At 62.3% G+C, this 14,143-nt stretch carries 13 protein-coding genes, 2 tRNA genes and 3 pseudogenes; 10 read left to right on the plus strand and 8 right to left on the minus strand.

Annotated features, from left to right (window positions below):
• The first annotated feature begins 85 nt into the window (after positions 1-85).
• From istA to N7333_RS04115, 3 genes and pseudogenes are all read left to right on the plus strand, one after another.
• A pseudogene (istA, locus tag N7333_RS04105) lies at positions 86-1,582 on the plus strand (IS21 family transposase).
• On the plus strand, positions 1,575-2,378 hold the full coding sequence (gene istB / locus N7333_RS04110) for an IS21-like element helper ATPase IstB (RefSeq protein WP_279858514.1): 804 nt from the start codon (positions 1,575-1,577) through the stop codon (positions 2,376-2,378). The pseudogene istA and the gene istB overlap by 8 nt, the downstream one beginning before the upstream one ends.
• A gap of 212 nt (positions 2,379-2,590) precedes the next feature.
• On the plus strand, positions 2,591-2,989 hold the full coding sequence (locus N7333_RS04115) for a LysR family transcriptional regulator (RefSeq protein WP_347815284.1): 399 nt from the start codon (positions 2,591-2,593) through the stop codon (positions 2,987-2,989).
• Positions 2,990-3,039: 50 nt separating this feature from the next.
• Here N7333_RS04115 and N7333_RS24235 read toward each other — a convergent pair.
• The 7 genes and pseudogenes from N7333_RS24235 to N7333_RS04150 form a co-directional block, all read right to left on the minus strand.
• A pseudogene (locus N7333_RS24235) lies at positions 3,040-3,168 on the minus strand (NAD(P)H-dependent oxidoreductase); the annotation flags it as partial.
• Between the two features lie 142 nt (positions 3,169-3,310).
• Positions 3,311-4,597 (minus strand): annotated as a pseudogene (locus N7333_RS04125) (integrase arm-type DNA-binding domain-containing protein); the annotation flags it as partial.
• A 225-nt stretch (positions 4,598-4,822) separates the two neighbouring features.
• Positions 4,823-4,898, minus strand: a tRNA-Gly gene (locus N7333_RS04130).
• A 67-nt stretch (positions 4,899-4,965) separates the two neighbouring features.
• Positions 4,966-5,526: a CDP-diacylglycerol--glycerol-3-phosphate 3-phosphatidyltransferase gene (pgsA, locus tag N7333_RS04135; RefSeq protein WP_003240624.1), complete on the minus strand. Its 561-nt coding sequence runs from the start codon at positions 5,524-5,526 to the stop codon at positions 4,966-4,968.
• 33 nt (positions 5,527-5,559) lie between these two features.
• Positions 5,560-7,383, minus strand: coding sequence for an excinuclease ABC subunit UvrC (gene uvrC, locus N7333_RS04140; protein ID WP_279858515.1), 1,824 nt, complete (start codon positions 7,381-7,383; stop codon positions 5,560-5,562).
• Between the two features lie 2 nt (positions 7,384-7,385).
• A complete protein-coding gene (gene uvrY / locus N7333_RS04145; RefSeq protein WP_003240627.1) occupies positions 7,386-8,030 on the minus strand; it encodes a UvrY/SirA/GacA family response regulator transcription factor in 645 nt (214 codons plus the stop codon).
• 163 nt (positions 8,031-8,193) lie between these two features.
• Positions 8,194-8,281 (minus strand) — tRNA-Ser (locus N7333_RS04150).
• A gap of 166 nt (positions 8,282-8,447) precedes the next feature.
• On the opposite strand from N7333_RS04150, the gene N7333_RS04155 reads away from it, so the two are divergent.
• From N7333_RS04155 to N7333_RS04185, 7 genes are all read left to right on the plus strand, one after another.
• Positions 8,448-9,116 (plus strand): Bax inhibitor-1/YccA family protein, encoded by a 669-nt coding sequence (locus N7333_RS04155; RefSeq protein ID WP_003240629.1) that lies wholly within the window; start codon positions 8,448-8,450, stop codon positions 9,114-9,116.
• Between the two features lie 135 nt (positions 9,117-9,251).
• On the plus strand, positions 9,252-9,644 hold the full coding sequence (gene tusD / locus N7333_RS04160; RefSeq protein ID WP_003240631.1) for a sulfurtransferase complex subunit TusD: 393 nt from the start codon (positions 9,252-9,254) through the stop codon (positions 9,642-9,644).
• Positions 9,645-10,004 (plus strand): sulfurtransferase complex subunit TusC, encoded by a 360-nt coding sequence (gene tusC, locus N7333_RS04165; RefSeq protein ID WP_129482615.1) that lies wholly within the window; start codon positions 9,645-9,647, stop codon positions 10,002-10,004.
• Positions 10,004-10,303 carry a sulfurtransferase complex subunit TusB gene (gene tusB, locus N7333_RS04170; protein ID WP_129482614.1) on the plus strand — a complete coding sequence of 100 codons (300 nt, stop codon included), beginning with the start codon at positions 10,004-10,006 and terminating at the stop codon, positions 10,301-10,303. Before tusC ends, tusB begins: the two co-directional genes overlap by 1 nt.
• On the plus strand, positions 10,300-10,635 hold the full coding sequence (locus N7333_RS04175; RefSeq protein WP_003240638.1) for a TusE/DsrC/DsvC family sulfur relay protein: 336 nt from the start codon (positions 10,300-10,302) through the stop codon (positions 10,633-10,635). Before tusB ends, N7333_RS04175 begins: the two co-directional genes overlap by 4 nt.
• Positions 10,632-11,627 (plus strand): glycosyl transferase family protein, encoded by a 996-nt coding sequence (locus N7333_RS04180; protein WP_129482613.1) that lies wholly within the window; start codon positions 10,632-10,634, stop codon positions 11,625-11,627. Before N7333_RS04175 ends, N7333_RS04180 begins: the two co-directional genes overlap by 4 nt.
• Positions 11,628-11,701: 74 nt before the next feature.
• Positions 11,702-12,700 carry a glutathione S-transferase family protein gene (locus N7333_RS04185; protein WP_129482612.1) on the plus strand — a complete coding sequence of 333 codons (999 nt, stop codon included), beginning with the start codon at positions 11,702-11,704 and terminating at the stop codon, positions 12,698-12,700.
• A 43-nt stretch (positions 12,701-12,743) separates the two neighbouring features.
• Here N7333_RS04185 and cysG read toward each other — a convergent pair whose 3' ends face one another.
• Positions 12,744-14,132: a siroheme synthase CysG gene (gene cysG / locus N7333_RS04190; protein WP_129482611.1), complete on the minus strand. Its 1,389-nt coding sequence runs from the start codon at positions 14,130-14,132 to the stop codon at positions 12,744-12,746.
• Between the last annotated feature and the right edge of the window lie 11 nt (positions 14,133-14,143).

Raw genomic sequence — 14,143 nt, forward strand, 5'->3', positions numbered from 1 at the left:
AAGGCCCTTGTGCCGACCGAAAACTGACCCAGGTGCTCAACTGCTCTTGCCCGTTTTTTGAGCAGGAGACCACAGGGTGATCAGTATGGAAATGATGGGCAAAATTCGGCGGATGTATTTCCGCGACCAGCTGTCGCTGCATAAGATAACCAAGCGCACGGGGTTGTCGCGCAATACGATCCGCAAACGGATCAGAGCGCCTGAAGCGACCCAGCCGGTGTATCAGCGACGCGCTTTGTTCAACAAGCTCAGTCCGTTTCACGCCACGCTGGAGCAGGCACTAAAAGCCGATGCGCTGCGTCCCAAGTCGCAGCGGCGTACCGCCAAAGCACTGTTAGCGCAGATCCGCGCAGAGGGCTACGACGGCGGTTACAGCCAACTCACTGCCTTTATCCGCGCCTGGCGCGGGCAGCAGGGCAAGAGTTTACGAGCCTTCGTGCCGCTGAGCTTTGCACTTGGCGAGGCGTTCCAGTTTGACTGGAGCGAGGAAGGTCTGCTGATTGGCGGTATTTATCGGCGCATGCAGGTGGCGCACCTGAAGCTGTGTGCCAGTCGCGCGTCCTGGCTGGTGGCTTACCCCAGCCAAGGCCACGAGATGCTCTTCGATGCTCATACCCGTTCCTTCGCGGCCTTGGGTGGGGTGCCACGCCGGGACATCTACGACAACATGAAAACTGCCGTCGACCGGGTCAACAAGGGTAAAGGACGCACGGTCAATGCCCGCTTCTCGGTGATGTGCGCGCACTACCTGTTCGATCCCGACTTCTGCAACGTCGCTTCGGGCTGGGAAAAAGGCATCGTCGAGAAGAACGTGCAGGACAGCCGACGACGTATCTGTCAGGAGGTGCAGGGCGAGCATTTCTCCAGCTACGAGGCGCTCAATGCCTGGCTGGGGCAGCGCTGCCGGGCACTCTGGTGCGAGTTGCAGCACCCGCAGTATCACGGTCTCAGCGTGGCTGAGGTGCTGGAACTGGAGCAGGCGGAGTTGATGCCGATGCCGGCGCCCTTCGACGGTTATGTCGAGAAGGCCGTGCGCGTTTCCAGCACCGCCTTGGTCAGCCTGGGACGCAACCGTTACTCCGTACCTTGCGAGTTCGCCGGACGCTGAGTCAGCAGCCGTCTGTATCCGACGCGGGTCGACCTGGCGGCCGATGATGCCGTGATTGCCAGCCATGCTCGCCTGCTGGATCGTGACCAGGTCAGCTATGACTGGCAGCACTACCTACCGCTGATCGAGCGAAAACCGGGGGCACTGCGTAATGGTGCGCCTTTCGCGGATTTGCCCAGGCCACTGCGCCAACTTCGTCATGGGCTGGCGCGGCATGCCGGCGGTGACCGGATCATGTCCCAAGTGCTGGCCGCCGTGCCGGTCGCAGGATTGGAGGCGGTGCTGGTCGCTGTCGAGTTGGTGCTGGAAAGTGGCGTCCTGAGCGCCGAGCACATCCTCAATATCGTCGAGCGTCTGACCGCAGCAGCGCCACCGGCCACAGTGGAAAACCGCCTGCCACTTAAGGAAGCGCCACTCGCCAACCCAGCGCGCTACGACCGCCTGCGGGTGGCCAAGGAGCGCGGCCATGCGTGATCTTCTGGCGGAACTCAAGGAGCTACGCCTACACGGCATGGCCACTGCCTGGGCGGAGCTGAGCACGCAGGATGGAGCTGCTATCTCCTCCTCCCGATGGTTGCTCGAACACCTGCTCCAACAGGAGCACGATGACCGCGCCATGCGCTCGGTGCGTCATCAACTGAGCATGGCCAAGCTACCCATGCACCGTGATCTGGCCGGTTTCGACTTCGCAGCGTCCTGCGCTGACGCCCGTCTGATCAGGGAACTGGCCCGCCTGGACTTCACTGACAACGCACAGAACGTAGTGCTTATCGGTGGCCCAGGCACTGGCAAGACTCACCTGGCCACGGCACTGGCAATATCTGGCATCACCCTGCACGGTAAGCGTGTGCGTTTCTACTCCACGGTAGACTTGGTCAATCTGCTGGAGCGAGAGAAGCACGACGGCAAGGCCGGACGCATCGCCCAAGCCCTGCTACGCATGGATCTGGTGATTCTCGATGAGCTGGGCTACCTGCCGTTCAGCCAGGCCGGCGGGGCGCTGCTGTTTCATCTGCTGTCCAAACTCTACGAACACACCAGCGTGGAGATCACCACCAACCTCAGCTTCGCCGAATGGTCGAGCGTATTCGGCGACGCCAAGCTGACCACGGCCTTGCTGGATCGCCTCACGCACCACTGCCACATCATCGAAACGGGCAACGAGTCTTACCGCCTGGAACACAGCAGCCTGGTCGCTCAAGCCAAGATCAAATCACGCGAACGCTCGCGCAAGGGGGCTCAGGAAACAGAAGACAACGAACCATTCTGAGGAGCGAGAAACAGGCCTGCCGGGGCTGCATATCCGGCAGGCCATTCAGTGTTGGGTCTTTCTGGCAATGCACAGCGAGAACACATCAGCGGCTAAACTTATCCACAATTGCTGAGGCTAAAAACAGCAATCTGCCCTGGGTCAATTTTCAATCGGCAGGGTGGGTCAGTTTTCGGTCGGCGCCAACACCCAGCAAGCACGGAGGCTGTTGTATGCGGATACGCCATCTGCGCTATTTTCTGGTCGTCGCCGAAGAACTGAGCTTCTCGCGGGCTGCAGCCCGAGTTCATATCGACCCCCCCCTGTCGCGGGCCATCAGAGAGTTGGAGTCGGGGTTGGGGGTCAGCTTATTCCAACGCACGAAGGCAGGCATGCACCTGACCTGGGCCGGTGAAGTCTTCCGGGATGAAGCACGACGCATACTCAGCCTGGTGGAAGACGCGCAGAGTCGTGTCCGTGCGGCGGAGAAAGGCTACCGCGGCCGGCTGCGCATCGGAACCATTGCTCGAAGTTCCAGCAAACCCTTCTCCAAAAACTGTCGTACAGCCTCGTCCACAAGGCGCCCCTGTGTGATCTTCGAGCCAACGCCACCAATCACGATCTGCGGGTAGCGGACCAGCTCCACAGGGATAGCCCAGAGCGTTTCGTTGAGCTGTTGCTGAGCGCGGACGCCGCCAGTGAATGCCGGAGAGGCGGTGAAGGTGAGGACGGGCTTGCCCTTGAGTACTGACTTACCATGCGGGCGAGAGAGCCAATCAAGAGCAATCCGCCCACGCCGAACGCCCGAGATATTTCCGCTCCTGGAATTGGCTCAGGCAGTAAAGCTCCCTCGGCAGGTGCTTGCTCAGCACTCCTCAAGTCGACGCCCGACGAATTAGTGGCGCACCAAATTCAATTACCTCCGCAGACGCACCTGCTCTTTCATCTAGCACTGGCACACCATCGATGCGAATAGTTAGGTGCATTCGAGCTGCTTTCACCTCCCCCTGCTCCAGCAGATCGAGGCGATCAGCCCAGTCCTGCATCATCTTCCTGCGAGGTTCCACATACAAGGCGTGGTTGTAGGTCGCACTGACCTTGTTGGGATCCGCGTGAGAGAGCTGGGCATCCACCCAGACTCTGGGATAGCCGATTTCATTAAGTGCAGTAGAGAGCGTGCCACGAATGCCGTGGCCTGTAAGCAAGCCCTCGTAGCCCATACGCTTGAGTGCTCCGTTCAGTGTGTTCTCGCTAATGCGTTCTTTCAGCTCGCTACGGTGGACCAGCAGGTAACGCTGGGCAGGTTTGACCCGCCCCAGTAACTGACGCACGATCTCGATCGCCTGAATCGACAACGGCACGATATAGGCTGGAATATCCTGCGGCCGCTGACCACGCTTGCGCATGCCGTCCTGCAGTTGCTTGACCACTTCGGGCGGAATGATCCATAGGCCACGCTCCAGATCGAATTGATCCGGCGTCGCCAGGCGCAATTCGCCGGTGCGTACACCCGTCAGCAGCAACAAACGGATGCCGAGCTGCGTGGTCATCATGCCCCTATAGCGACGTAGCTTGTACAGCAGCTCAGGCAACTCGTGCAGACGCAGAAAGGGGTTGTTGACCACTGGCGGTTTGGGAACCGCGACCACATCCAGATCCGATGCGGGATTGCTCTCCACCCCTTCGACTTTCACCATGGCAAAGCGGAACAAGTGCCTGAGCCAGGTGCGCACCTTTTCCGCGGTGGTTAATGCCCGACGCTGCTCGATGCGAGCCAGTACGGCTAGGAGATCGGGGCGACGGATATCATGGATGGCGATGCCGCCCAAGGCAGGAAGCACGTCTTTGTCGAAGATGCGCTGGATCTGCGACAGCGTGCTCTGCCGTCCCTCCTTGAGCTCCAGCCTGCGGTGCGCGAGCCACTGCAGGTACACCACCTTGAAGCTGTTCTCGCTCGCCAAACGAACAGCACGGAGCTTGTGCTTGCGGTCTAGCTTGGGGTTGACGCCTTTAGCGGCCAAAGCACGGGCCTCATCACGCAACGCGCGCGCCTCCCGCAGGCTAACCGACGGATAGGTGCCCAGGGACATCCGCTTCTGCTTGGCAGCCCAGTAGTACCTGAAGTGCCACGATTTGCCGCCCTTGGCGGATACCGCCAAAGAAAGGCCATCAAAGTCAGGGAGGGTATAGTCTTTGCCAGTCGGGCGGGCCTGCCGGACGGCGACGTCTGTAAGTGCCATGAGCCAACTCCTGAGCAAGAGTCAGGACCCGATGCTTACCTCGCCGACCGCACTCCTCCAGCAACAATCCGGAAACCACAGTCCCCGTAAAGGTGGACTCAAAAATGGACTTAATCACCCCGGCTGGGGGCAGATTCCGGTAGATATCGCTGGAACGAAAAAAGGGCCGAAAGGCCCTCATTTCAACGACTTACAGACTTTGGTGGACGCCTGTAGATCTTAATCTGGAGCGGGAAACGAGACTCGAACTCGCGACCCCGACCTTGGCAAGGTCGTGCTCTACCAACTGAGCTATTCCCGCTTGTCTTGTCGACGGGCGCCATTCTATAGAATCGAATCGCCGCGTCAACCCTTTGATTCAAAAATAATTATTTCTTCTCGGAGGTGGTGCTGAGGTGCGGCCAGGCGGCCAACAGGTACTGCAGCATCGACCACAAAGTCAGCACGGCAGCGATGATCAGCAAGGCATATCCGAGGATCACCCAGACGGTGAACTGAGGTGGATTGGCCAGCAGAATCACCAAGGCCACCATCTGTGCCGCAGTTTTCCATTTGCCGAGATTGGACACTGCCACGTGTGCACGAGCCCCAAGCTCGGCCATCCATTCACGCAATGCCGACACCACGATCTCGCGACCGATGATGGTCGCCGACGCCAGCGTCAGCCAGAGATTGGAGTGTTCGGCCGTCAACAGCACCAGAGCCACCGCCACCATCAATTTGTCAGCAACCGGATCGAGGAAGGCGCCAAAAGGCGTGCCCTGCTCCCAGCGACGGGCCAGATAACCGTCGAGCCAGTCGGTCACGGCGGCAATGGCGAACACTGCGCTGGCGGCCCAGTAGCTCCAGGAGAACGGCAGGTAGAACAGCAGGATGAAAACCGGAATCAGCAGAACCCGGAGCACGGTAAGCAAGTTGGGGATATTCATCGGCACAACTAGGCTGCGAGGTGAACGGGCATTCTACTCGCTGTGCAGGGTGGCATAAATCAACTCTGCGAGCTTTTTGCTGATTCCCGGCGCTTTGGCGATTTCCTCGGCGCTGGCGCGGGACAGTTCCTGCAGCCCGCCGAAGTGATTGAGCAGCTCGCGCCGCCGCTTGGGACCGATACCGGCCACCTCTTCCAGCGTCGAGGTACGACGGGCCTTGGCGCGTCGCGCACGGTGTCCGGTAATGGCGAAGCGGTGCGACTCGTCGCGAATCTGCTGGATCAGATGGAGCGCGGGAGAATTGCCCGGCAAGGTGAACTCATGCTCGGCATCGTTCAGGTAGAGCACCTCGAGGCCCGGCTTGCGCGTCGTGCCCTTGGCCACGCCGAGCAGAATCAGGTCCGGCACCGCCAGCTCCTGCAGCACCTCCCGCGCCATGGCCAGTTGCCCTTTGCCGCCGTCCACCAGCAGTACATCGGGCAGCTTGCCCTCGCCGTCCTTGATCTTGCTGAAACGCCGTGTCAGCGCCTGGTGCATCGCCGCGTAGTCATCACCGGGCGTGACGCCTTCGATGTTGAAGCGGCGATAGTCGGACTTCAGCGGCCCTTCGGGACCGAATACCACGCAGGAGGCGACCGTCGCTTCGCCGCTGGAATGGCTGATATCGAAGCATTCCATGCGCTGCGGCGGCTCATCCATTTCCAGTACGGTGGCCAACGCCTCGAAGCGCTCGGCCAAATGCTGCCGGTTGGCCAGGCGCGCCGCCAGCGCCTGTTCGGCGTTGGTAACGGCCAGCTGTTGCCAGCGAGCCCGGGTGCCGCGCACGCGCAGGCTGATACTGAGGCTGCGCCCACGCAGCGACTCGACCGCTTCGATCAAGGTGGCGAAGTCTTCATGCTGAACGTTGACGATCAGCTCGCTCGGCAGGTCGCGCTCGGCATTGCCGAGGTAGTACTGGGCGAGGAAGGCCATCAGAACCTCGCCCCCCTCTTCCTCTATCGCCACCTGCGGGAAGAAGTTCTTGCTGCCCAGCACGCGGCCGCCGCGCACGCTGATCAGGTGTACGCAGGCGCCACCGGGGTTGAGCAAGACCGCAACCACGTCGACGTCGCCGCTGCCGCCTTCCATGCTCTGCTGGTCCTGCACGCGGCGCAGCATGGAAATCTGATCACGCAGTTCAGCGGCGCGCTCGAACTCCAGGGCCATGGAGGCCTTTTCCATGCTGGCCGACAACTCTTCGCTGAGCGCATTGCTGCGCCCTTCGAGAAACATCACCGAATGGCGCACGTCCTCTGCGTACTCTTCCGGGCTGACCAGGCCGACGCAGGGCCCCTTGCAGCGCTTGATCTGGTACTGCAGGCAGGGCCGCGTGCGGTTCCGGTAATAGCTGTCTTCGCACTGGCGAACGAGAAAGGTCTTCTGCAGCAGGCTCAGGCTTTCGCGAATCGCCAGCGCGCTGGGATAGGGGCCGAAATAGCGCCCCTTGGCCTTCTTGGCGCCACGGTGAATGCCCAGTCGGGGGAATTCACCGTCAGACAGGAACACGTAGGGATAGGACTTATCGTCGCGCAGCAGGATGTTGTATGGCGGCCGCCATTCCTTGATCAGCGTCTGCTCGAGCAGCAGCGCCTCGGTCTCGTTGGCGGTGATGGTGGTTTCGACTTGCGCGATACGCGCGACCAGCGCGGCCGTCTTGGGTGCCTGACCGGTCTTGCGAAAGTAACTGGAAAGACGCTTCTTGAGATTCTTCGCCTTGCCCACGTAGAGCAAACGGGCCTCGGCGTCGAACATGCGATAGACGCCCGGGCGACCGCTGCAGGTCGCCAGGAAGGCGCTCGAATCGAAGGAAACGGACATCTTCAGCTGACGGCGTCGACCATGCCGTGGCGTACCGCAAGCAGGGCCAGCTCGACGTCGCTGGTAATGGAGAGTTTCTCGAAGATGCGGTAGCGATAGGTATTGACCGTCTTCGGCGACAGGCACAGCTTGTCGGAGATGTTCTGTACCTTGTGGCAGTTGGCGATCATCAACGCGATCTGGATTTCGCGCTCGGACAGAAGATCGAACGGCGAGCCTTTGCTCTGCGGCTGGAAGGACTTCAGTGCCAATTGCTGGGCAATCTGCGGATCGATATAACGCTGACCGGCGAAGACCAGGCGAATGGCCTGGACCATCTCATCCAGCGCCGCGCCCTTGGTCAGATAGCCGGCAGCACCTGCCTGCAGCAGACGCGTCGGGAAAGGATCTTCCTCGCACACGGTCACGGCGACGACCTTGATGTCGGGGTGGCTGCGCATCAGCTTGCGGGTGGCTTCCAGGCCGCCGATGCCGGGCATCTTGACGTCCATCAGAACGACATCGGGCTTGAGCTCGCGCACCTTGAGCAGGGCTTCTTCCCCGCTGCAGGCTTCGCCTACCACTTGCAGACCATCGATATCAGCCAGCATGCGGGTGATGCCCGTGCGAACCAGATCGTGATCGTCGACCACCAGGACCCTAATCAATCGCCACCTCGTTGCACCTAGTCAGCCACCGTGCAGCGACGGTGAGATTGAACTTGCCGGTCACCTTAGCAAAAAGCCAGGGCCTGACCTAGCTTGGCGCACGGCAGTCAAAAAGCAAGCGCCAGATTAAGGTCAGAAATCGCGTCAAGGCAATATGGAGAATTGGCGGAAGCGGTGAGATTCGAACTCACGGATAGTTGCCCATCGACGGTTTTCAAGACCGTTGCCTTAAACCACTCGGCCACGCTTCCAAACGCTGAGTGCAGAGGATGAGATTTGAACCTCCGCTGCAGTGCGGGCGGCAATCTTACCGGAACGCAACACACTGTCAAACTCTATGCCTTGGCACGAAGTGCTGCTCTGTTATGATCCGCCTCAAGTCGAATAACGGAACCCTTGTGCCACAGGAGCGTTGCCATGCAAGAGCGAGACTACGTACTAAATCATTCGCAGGCTGACCAGCTGGAAGTCAGCAAGGTGCTGCGCAACACCTACGGCCTGCTGGCCATCACCCTGGCCTTCAGCGGCCTGGTCGCTTTCCTCAGCCAACGCGCCAACGTGCCGTACCCGAACTTCTTCGTGGTGCTGATCGGCTTCTACGGCCTGTTCTTCCTCACCTACAAGCTGCGTAACTCGGCCTGGGGTCTGGTTTCCACCTTCGCCCTGACCGGTTTCATGGGCTTCACCCTCGGCCCGATCCTCAACCGTTACCTGGGCATGGCCAACGGTGCGGAGGTGATCAGCTCGGCGTTCTCCATGACCGCGCTGGTGTTCTTCGGTCTGTCCGCCTACGTGCTGACCACCCGCAAGGACATGAGCTTCCTCAGCGGCTTCATCACTGCCGGCTTCTTCGTCCTGCTCGCCGCCGTCCTGGCCAGCTTCTTCTTCCAGATCAGCGGTCTGCATCTGGCGATCAGCGCCGGCTTCGTGCTGTTCTCCTCGGTCTGCATCCTGTTCCAGACCAGCGCCATCATCCACGGCGGTGAGCGCAACTACATCATGGCCACCATCAGCCTGTACGTGTCGATCTACAACCTGTTCGTCAGCCTGCTGCAGATCTTCGGCATCATGGGCGGCGACGACTGATAGCGTTTCGTCCCCCTTCGAGCCCGCTTCGGCGGGCTTTTTCTTGCCCGCCTGCTTTGCCTCGCTGCAGTGATTCTTTGTTTGCCGGACACCCTGGCCTTATCATTGCCCCAGTTTTGCCTCGCCGGACGCCCCATGAAATTTGCCATCGCCCTGTTCGCTGCTCCTCATCTGCCTGCCTCGCGACGCGCGCTGCGTTTTGCCCAGGCGGCGCTGGACGGCGGCCACGAGATCGTTCGGCTGTTCTTCTACCAGGACGGCGTGCACAGCGCTGCCAGCAATGTCGTGAGCCCGCAGGACGAGCTGGACCTGCCCCGAGAGTGGCGCGAATTCGTCACGACCAATGGGCTCGATGCCGTGGTGTGCATCGCTGCCGCCCTGCGGCGTGGCGTACTCAACGCCGAAGAGGCGCAGCGCTATACCCGCCCGGCGGCCAATCTGCAGGCCCCTTGGGAGCTTTCCGGCCTCGGCCAATTGCATGAAGCGGCGCAACAGGCCGACCGCCTGATCTGCTTCGGAGGCCACTGAATGAGCAAGTCGCTGTTGATCATCAGCCGCCAGGCGCCCTGGAGCGGCCCCGGCGCCCGCGAGGCACTGGACATCGCCTTGGCCGGCGGCGCCTTCGACCTGCCCATCGGCATGCTGTTTCTCGACGATGGCGTGTTCCAGCTGAGCACGCGCCAGCAGCCCGGCAATCTGCAGCAGAAGGACCTCGGCGCCAATCTGCAGGCCCTGCCGATGTTCGGCGTGGAGGATCTTTACGCCAGCCAGCGCAGCCTGGCCGAGCGCGGACTTGATACCGCCGAACTGAACATCTCGGTACAGCGCCTCGACGACAGCGCGCTGACCGCCCTCCTCGATCGTTACGACCAGGTGATCACCCTCTGATGGCCACCCTGCATATCCTTTCCCACTCGCCGTTCGCCGACAGCCGCCTGGCCAGTTGCCTGCGCCTGCTCGGTGCCAACGACGCGCTGCTGCTCAGCGGCGATGCGGTCTACGCCCTGCAGCCCGACACCGCCAACCTGCAGGCGCTGCAGCTGATACCCGCCAGCGTCGCGCTCTACGCCCTGGACGAGGACCTCGCCGCACGCGGCCTGCAGGCGCCCGAGCGCGTGAGCGCCGTGGATTACCCGGCGCTCGTCGAGCTGTGCACCCGCTACGCCAAGGTCAACAGTTGGCTATGAGCACGCTCAACGTCGCCGGACGCGAAATCGCTCTGGACAAGGATGGCTACCTGGCCGATCTGCAGGACTGGTCACACCCGGTTGCCGAAGCGCTGGCCGCCGCCGAAGAGCTGCAGCTGAGCGACGAGCACTGGGAAATTCTCGACCTGCTGCGCGCCTTCTACGATGAGTTCCAGTTGTCGCCGGCCAATCGCCCCCTGATCAAGTACGTGGCGCTCAAGCTCGGCCCGGACAAGGGCAACAGCCTGCACCTCAACCGCCTATTCAAGGGCACGCCCGCCAAACTCGCCGCCAAGCTCGCCGGCCTGCCGAAACCGACCAACTGCCTATGAACCTGATCACGCCCGCCGAACATCCCTTCGCCCAGTTCGTGCGCATTCTCGGCAAGGGCAAACGCGGCGCCCGCGGCCTGACCCGCGAGGAAGCCCGCGAAGCCATGGGCCTGCTGCTCGACGGCAAGGTCGAGGACACCCAGCTCGGCGCTTTCCTGATGCTGCTGCGGCACAAGGAGGAAAGCGCGGAGGAGCTCGCCGGCTTTACCGAAGCCATCCGCTCACGACTGGCCGCACCCGGCATCAGGGTCGATCTGGACTGGCCCAGCTATGCCGGCAAGAAGCGTCACCTGCCCTGGTACCTGCTGGCGGCCAAGGCGCTGGCCGCCAGCGGCGTGCGCATCTTCATGCACGGCGGTGGCGCGCATACCACCGGGCGCCTGTATAGCGAGCAGCTGCTGACCGCCCTGGATATCCCCTGTTGCCGCGACTGGCGGAGCGTGGCAACGGCAATCGATCGACATGGTCTGGCCTACAGCTACCTGGGCGACTGGATGCCGGCACTGCAACGCATGATCGATCTGCGCAACACGCTGGGCCTGCGCTCGCCGATTCACTCCCTGGCGCGCGTCATCAACCCGCTGGGGGCCAGTTGCGGGCTGCAGAGCATCTTCCATCCTGGCTACCAGGCCGTGCACCGCGAAGCCAGCCGCCTGCTCGGCGACCCTGCCATCGTCATCAAGGGCGAAGGCGGCGAGATCGAGGTCAACCCGGACGTGGCCTGCCACCTGTACGGCACCCGCGATGGCGAGGACTGGGACGAGGAATGGCCGGCGCTTTCGGCGCAGCGCCACGTCAAACCGGAGCAGCTCGACCCGACCGTCCTGAGCGCGTTCTGGCGCGGCGAACGCGAGGATGCCTACGGCCAGCTGGCCGTCGTTGCCACCATGGCCGTCGCGTTGCGAGGGCTGGGCATACCGCGCGAGCAGGCTTTCGAACAGGCCCGGCAGCGCTGGGACGCACGCTTTCAATCTAGCCAGTCGATGGGTTAAGCCAGCTTTTTCCACCTTTTAATCGAGCTCACAGCGCTAGACTCCAGGTTCACTCAAGAACGGAGGCAAGCGTTATGGGTTTGCTGATCGATGGACGCTGGCACGACCAGTGGTATGACACCGGCGACAGTGGCCGCTTCCAGCGCGAAAGCGCACAACGCCGCAACTGGGTAACCGCCGACGGCAGCGCCGGCCCAAGTGGCGACGGCGGTTTCAAGGCCGAAGCCGGGCGCTATCACCTGTACGTCTCGCTGGCCTGCCCCTGGGCTCACCGTACCCTGATTCTGCGCAAGCTCAAGGGTCTGGAATCCTTGATCGACGTATCCGTGGTCAGTTGGCTGATGCGCGAGCACGGCTGGACCTTCGACCGCAATTTCGGCTCCAGTGGCGACCGTCTCGACAACCTCAGCTACATGCACCAGCGCTACACGGCCGACGATCCCCACTACAGCGGCCGCGTCACCGTGCCGACACTCTGGGACACACAGAGCGGCGGTATCGTCAGCAACGAGTCGGCGGAAATCATCCGCATGTTCAACAGCGCCTTCGACGGCCTGACCGGCAATGACCTGGACTTCTACCCAGAGCCGCTACGCGAACGTATCGACCAGCTCAACGAGCGTATCTACCCAGCGGTGAACAATGGCGTCTACCGCGCCGGCTTCGCCACCACCCAGGAAGCCTACGAAGAAGCCTTCGACGAGCTGTTCGCCATGCTCGATGAGCTGGAAGCACTTTTGGACAGCAATCGCTATCTGGCCGGTGAATACCTGACCGAGGCCGACATCCGCCTGTTCACCACGCTGATCCGCTTCGACGCCGTCTACCACGGCCACTTCAAGTGCAACCTGCGGCGCATCGAGGACTATCCGAACCTGTCCAACTGGCTGCGCGAGCTGTATCAGTGGCCGGGGATCGCCGAGACGGTGGACTTCACCCATATCAAATCGCACTACTACGCCAGCCACGCCACCATCAACCCGACCGGGGTGATCCCCAAGGGGCCGCAGCAGGATTTCACCCGCGCGCATGACCGCCAGCGCCTGCCGGGCAAGGGTGTATTCAAGCGTTGATAGCGATGACGGAAGCCTCGCAAGAGGCTTCCGTCGTGATGCGTCAGAGGCTGCCCTGAGCGCCTTCGAACCAGGCCAGCTTGTCCCGCAGGGTGACTACTTCTCCGACTATCACCAGGGTGGGCGCATGCACTTCGTGCTGCGCTAGCAGCTGCGGCAGGGTTTCCAGGGTGCCGGTGAAGACCCGCTGATTCTGCGTGGTGCCCTGCTGCACCAGCGCCGCGGGCGTTGCACGCGAGCGGCCGTGCGCGATCAATTGCTCGCAGATGCCGGATAACCCGACCAGGCCCATGTAGAACACCAGCGTCTGCCCAGGCGCCACCAGATCCTTCCAGGGCAGGTTGCTGCTGCCGTCCTTGAGGTGACCGGTGACGAAACGCACCGACTGCGCATGATCGCGATGGGTCAGCGGAATCCCGGCATAGGCCGCGCAACCGGAGGCCGCGGTAATACCCGGCACCACTTGGAACGGAATATCCTCGGCGGCCAGCTGCTCGATCTCTTCGCCACCGCGGCCGAAGATGAACGGATCGCCCCCTTTCAGGCGCAGCACGCGCTTGCCCTGACGCGCCAGGTCGATCAGCAGCTGGTTGATCTGCTCCTGCGGTACGGCATGATCGGCGCGGCGCTTGCCGACGTAGATGCGCTCGGCATCGCGCCGGCACAGCTCGATGATGGCCGGCGCCACCAGGCGGTCGTAGAGCACCACATCGGCTTGCTGCATCAGGCGCAGGGCGCGAAAGGTCAGCAGATCGGGATCGCCCGGGCCGGCGCCGACCAGATAGACCTCGCCCAGCGCACGTGGCGCCGCACCGGCCAGACGTTCCTCCAGCAGGCGCTCGCCCTCTTCCGGCTTGCCGGCAAACACGCTCTCGGCGATCTGCCCCTGAAAGACGTCCTCCCAGAACACCCGACGTTGCTGTACGTCGGGAAACAGCTGCTTGACCCGATCACGGAAGCGCTTGCCCAGGTTGGCCAGCTGGCCATAGGTGGCCGGAATCCAGGTTTCGATCTTGGCGCGGATCAGCCTGGCCAGCACCGGCGCATCGCCGCCGCTGCTGACCGCGACGATCAGCGGCGAGCGATCGACGATGGCCGGGAAGATCACGCTGCACAGTGCCGGCGCGTCCACCACGTTGACCGGAATGCCCTGCGCCTGAGCCTCGGCAGAAATACGTGCGTTGAGCGGCTCGTCATCGGTGGCGGCGATGACCAGGGCAACGCCCTGCAGATCGCTGCTGGCATAGCCGCGCAGGCAAATGCCGTCGGCCCCGGCCAGTTCTTGCAACTCGCTGCGAATCTCCGGCGCAACGACGCGCAGACGCGCGCCGGCATCGCTCAGCAGGCGCGCCTTGCGCAGCGCGACCTCGCCACCGCCGATAACCAGTACCGGGCGACCCTGCAGCTTGTGGAACAGCGGAAGGAATTGCATCAATCAGCCTC

It is taken from the genome of Pseudomonas sp. GD04158, assembly GCF_029834875.1.
Taxonomy (GTDB): Bacteria; Pseudomonadota; Gammaproteobacteria; order Pseudomonadales; family Pseudomonadaceae; genus Aquipseudomonas; species Aquipseudomonas hydrolytica.

Bases quoted from the DNA above. Each gene is read 5' to 3' on its own strand.
- istB (WP_279858514.1), top strand. From the start codon at position 1,575: ATGCGTGATCTTCTGGCGGAACTCAAGGAGCTACGCCTACACGGCATG.
- N7333_RS04115 (WP_347815284.1), top strand. From the start codon at position 2,591: ATGCGGATACGCCATCTGCGCTATTTTCTGGTCGTCGCCGAAGAACTG.
- pgsA (WP_003240624.1), bottom strand. From the start codon at position 5,526: ATGAATATCCCCAACTTGCTTACCGTGCTCCGGGTTCTGCTGATTCCG.
- uvrC (WP_279858515.1), bottom strand. From the start codon at position 7,383: ATGTCCGTTTCCTTCGATTCGAGCGCCTTCCTGGCGACCTGCAGCGGT.
- N7333_RS04155 (WP_003240629.1), top strand. From the start codon at position 8,448: ATGCAAGAGCGAGACTACGTACTAAATCATTCGCAGGCTGACCAGCTG.
- tusD (WP_003240631.1), top strand. From the start codon at position 9,252: ATGAAATTTGCCATCGCCCTGTTCGCTGCTCCTCATCTGCCTGCCTCG.
- tusC (WP_129482615.1), top strand. From the start codon at position 9,645: ATGAGCAAGTCGCTGTTGATCATCAGCCGCCAGGCGCCCTGGAGCGGC.
- tusB (WP_129482614.1), top strand. From the start codon at position 10,004: ATGGCCACCCTGCATATCCTTTCCCACTCGCCGTTCGCCGACAGCCGC.
- N7333_RS04175 (WP_003240638.1), top strand. From the start codon at position 10,300: ATGAGCACGCTCAACGTCGCCGGACGCGAAATCGCTCTGGACAAGGAT.
- N7333_RS04180 (WP_129482613.1), top strand. From the start codon at position 10,632: ATGAACCTGATCACGCCCGCCGAACATCCCTTCGCCCAGTTCGTGCGC.
- N7333_RS04185 (WP_129482612.1), top strand. From the start codon at position 11,702: ATGGGTTTGCTGATCGATGGACGCTGGCACGACCAGTGGTATGACACC.
- cysG (WP_129482611.1), bottom strand. From the start codon at position 14,132: ATGCAATTCCTTCCGCTGTTCCACAAGCTGCAGGGTCGCCCGGTACTG.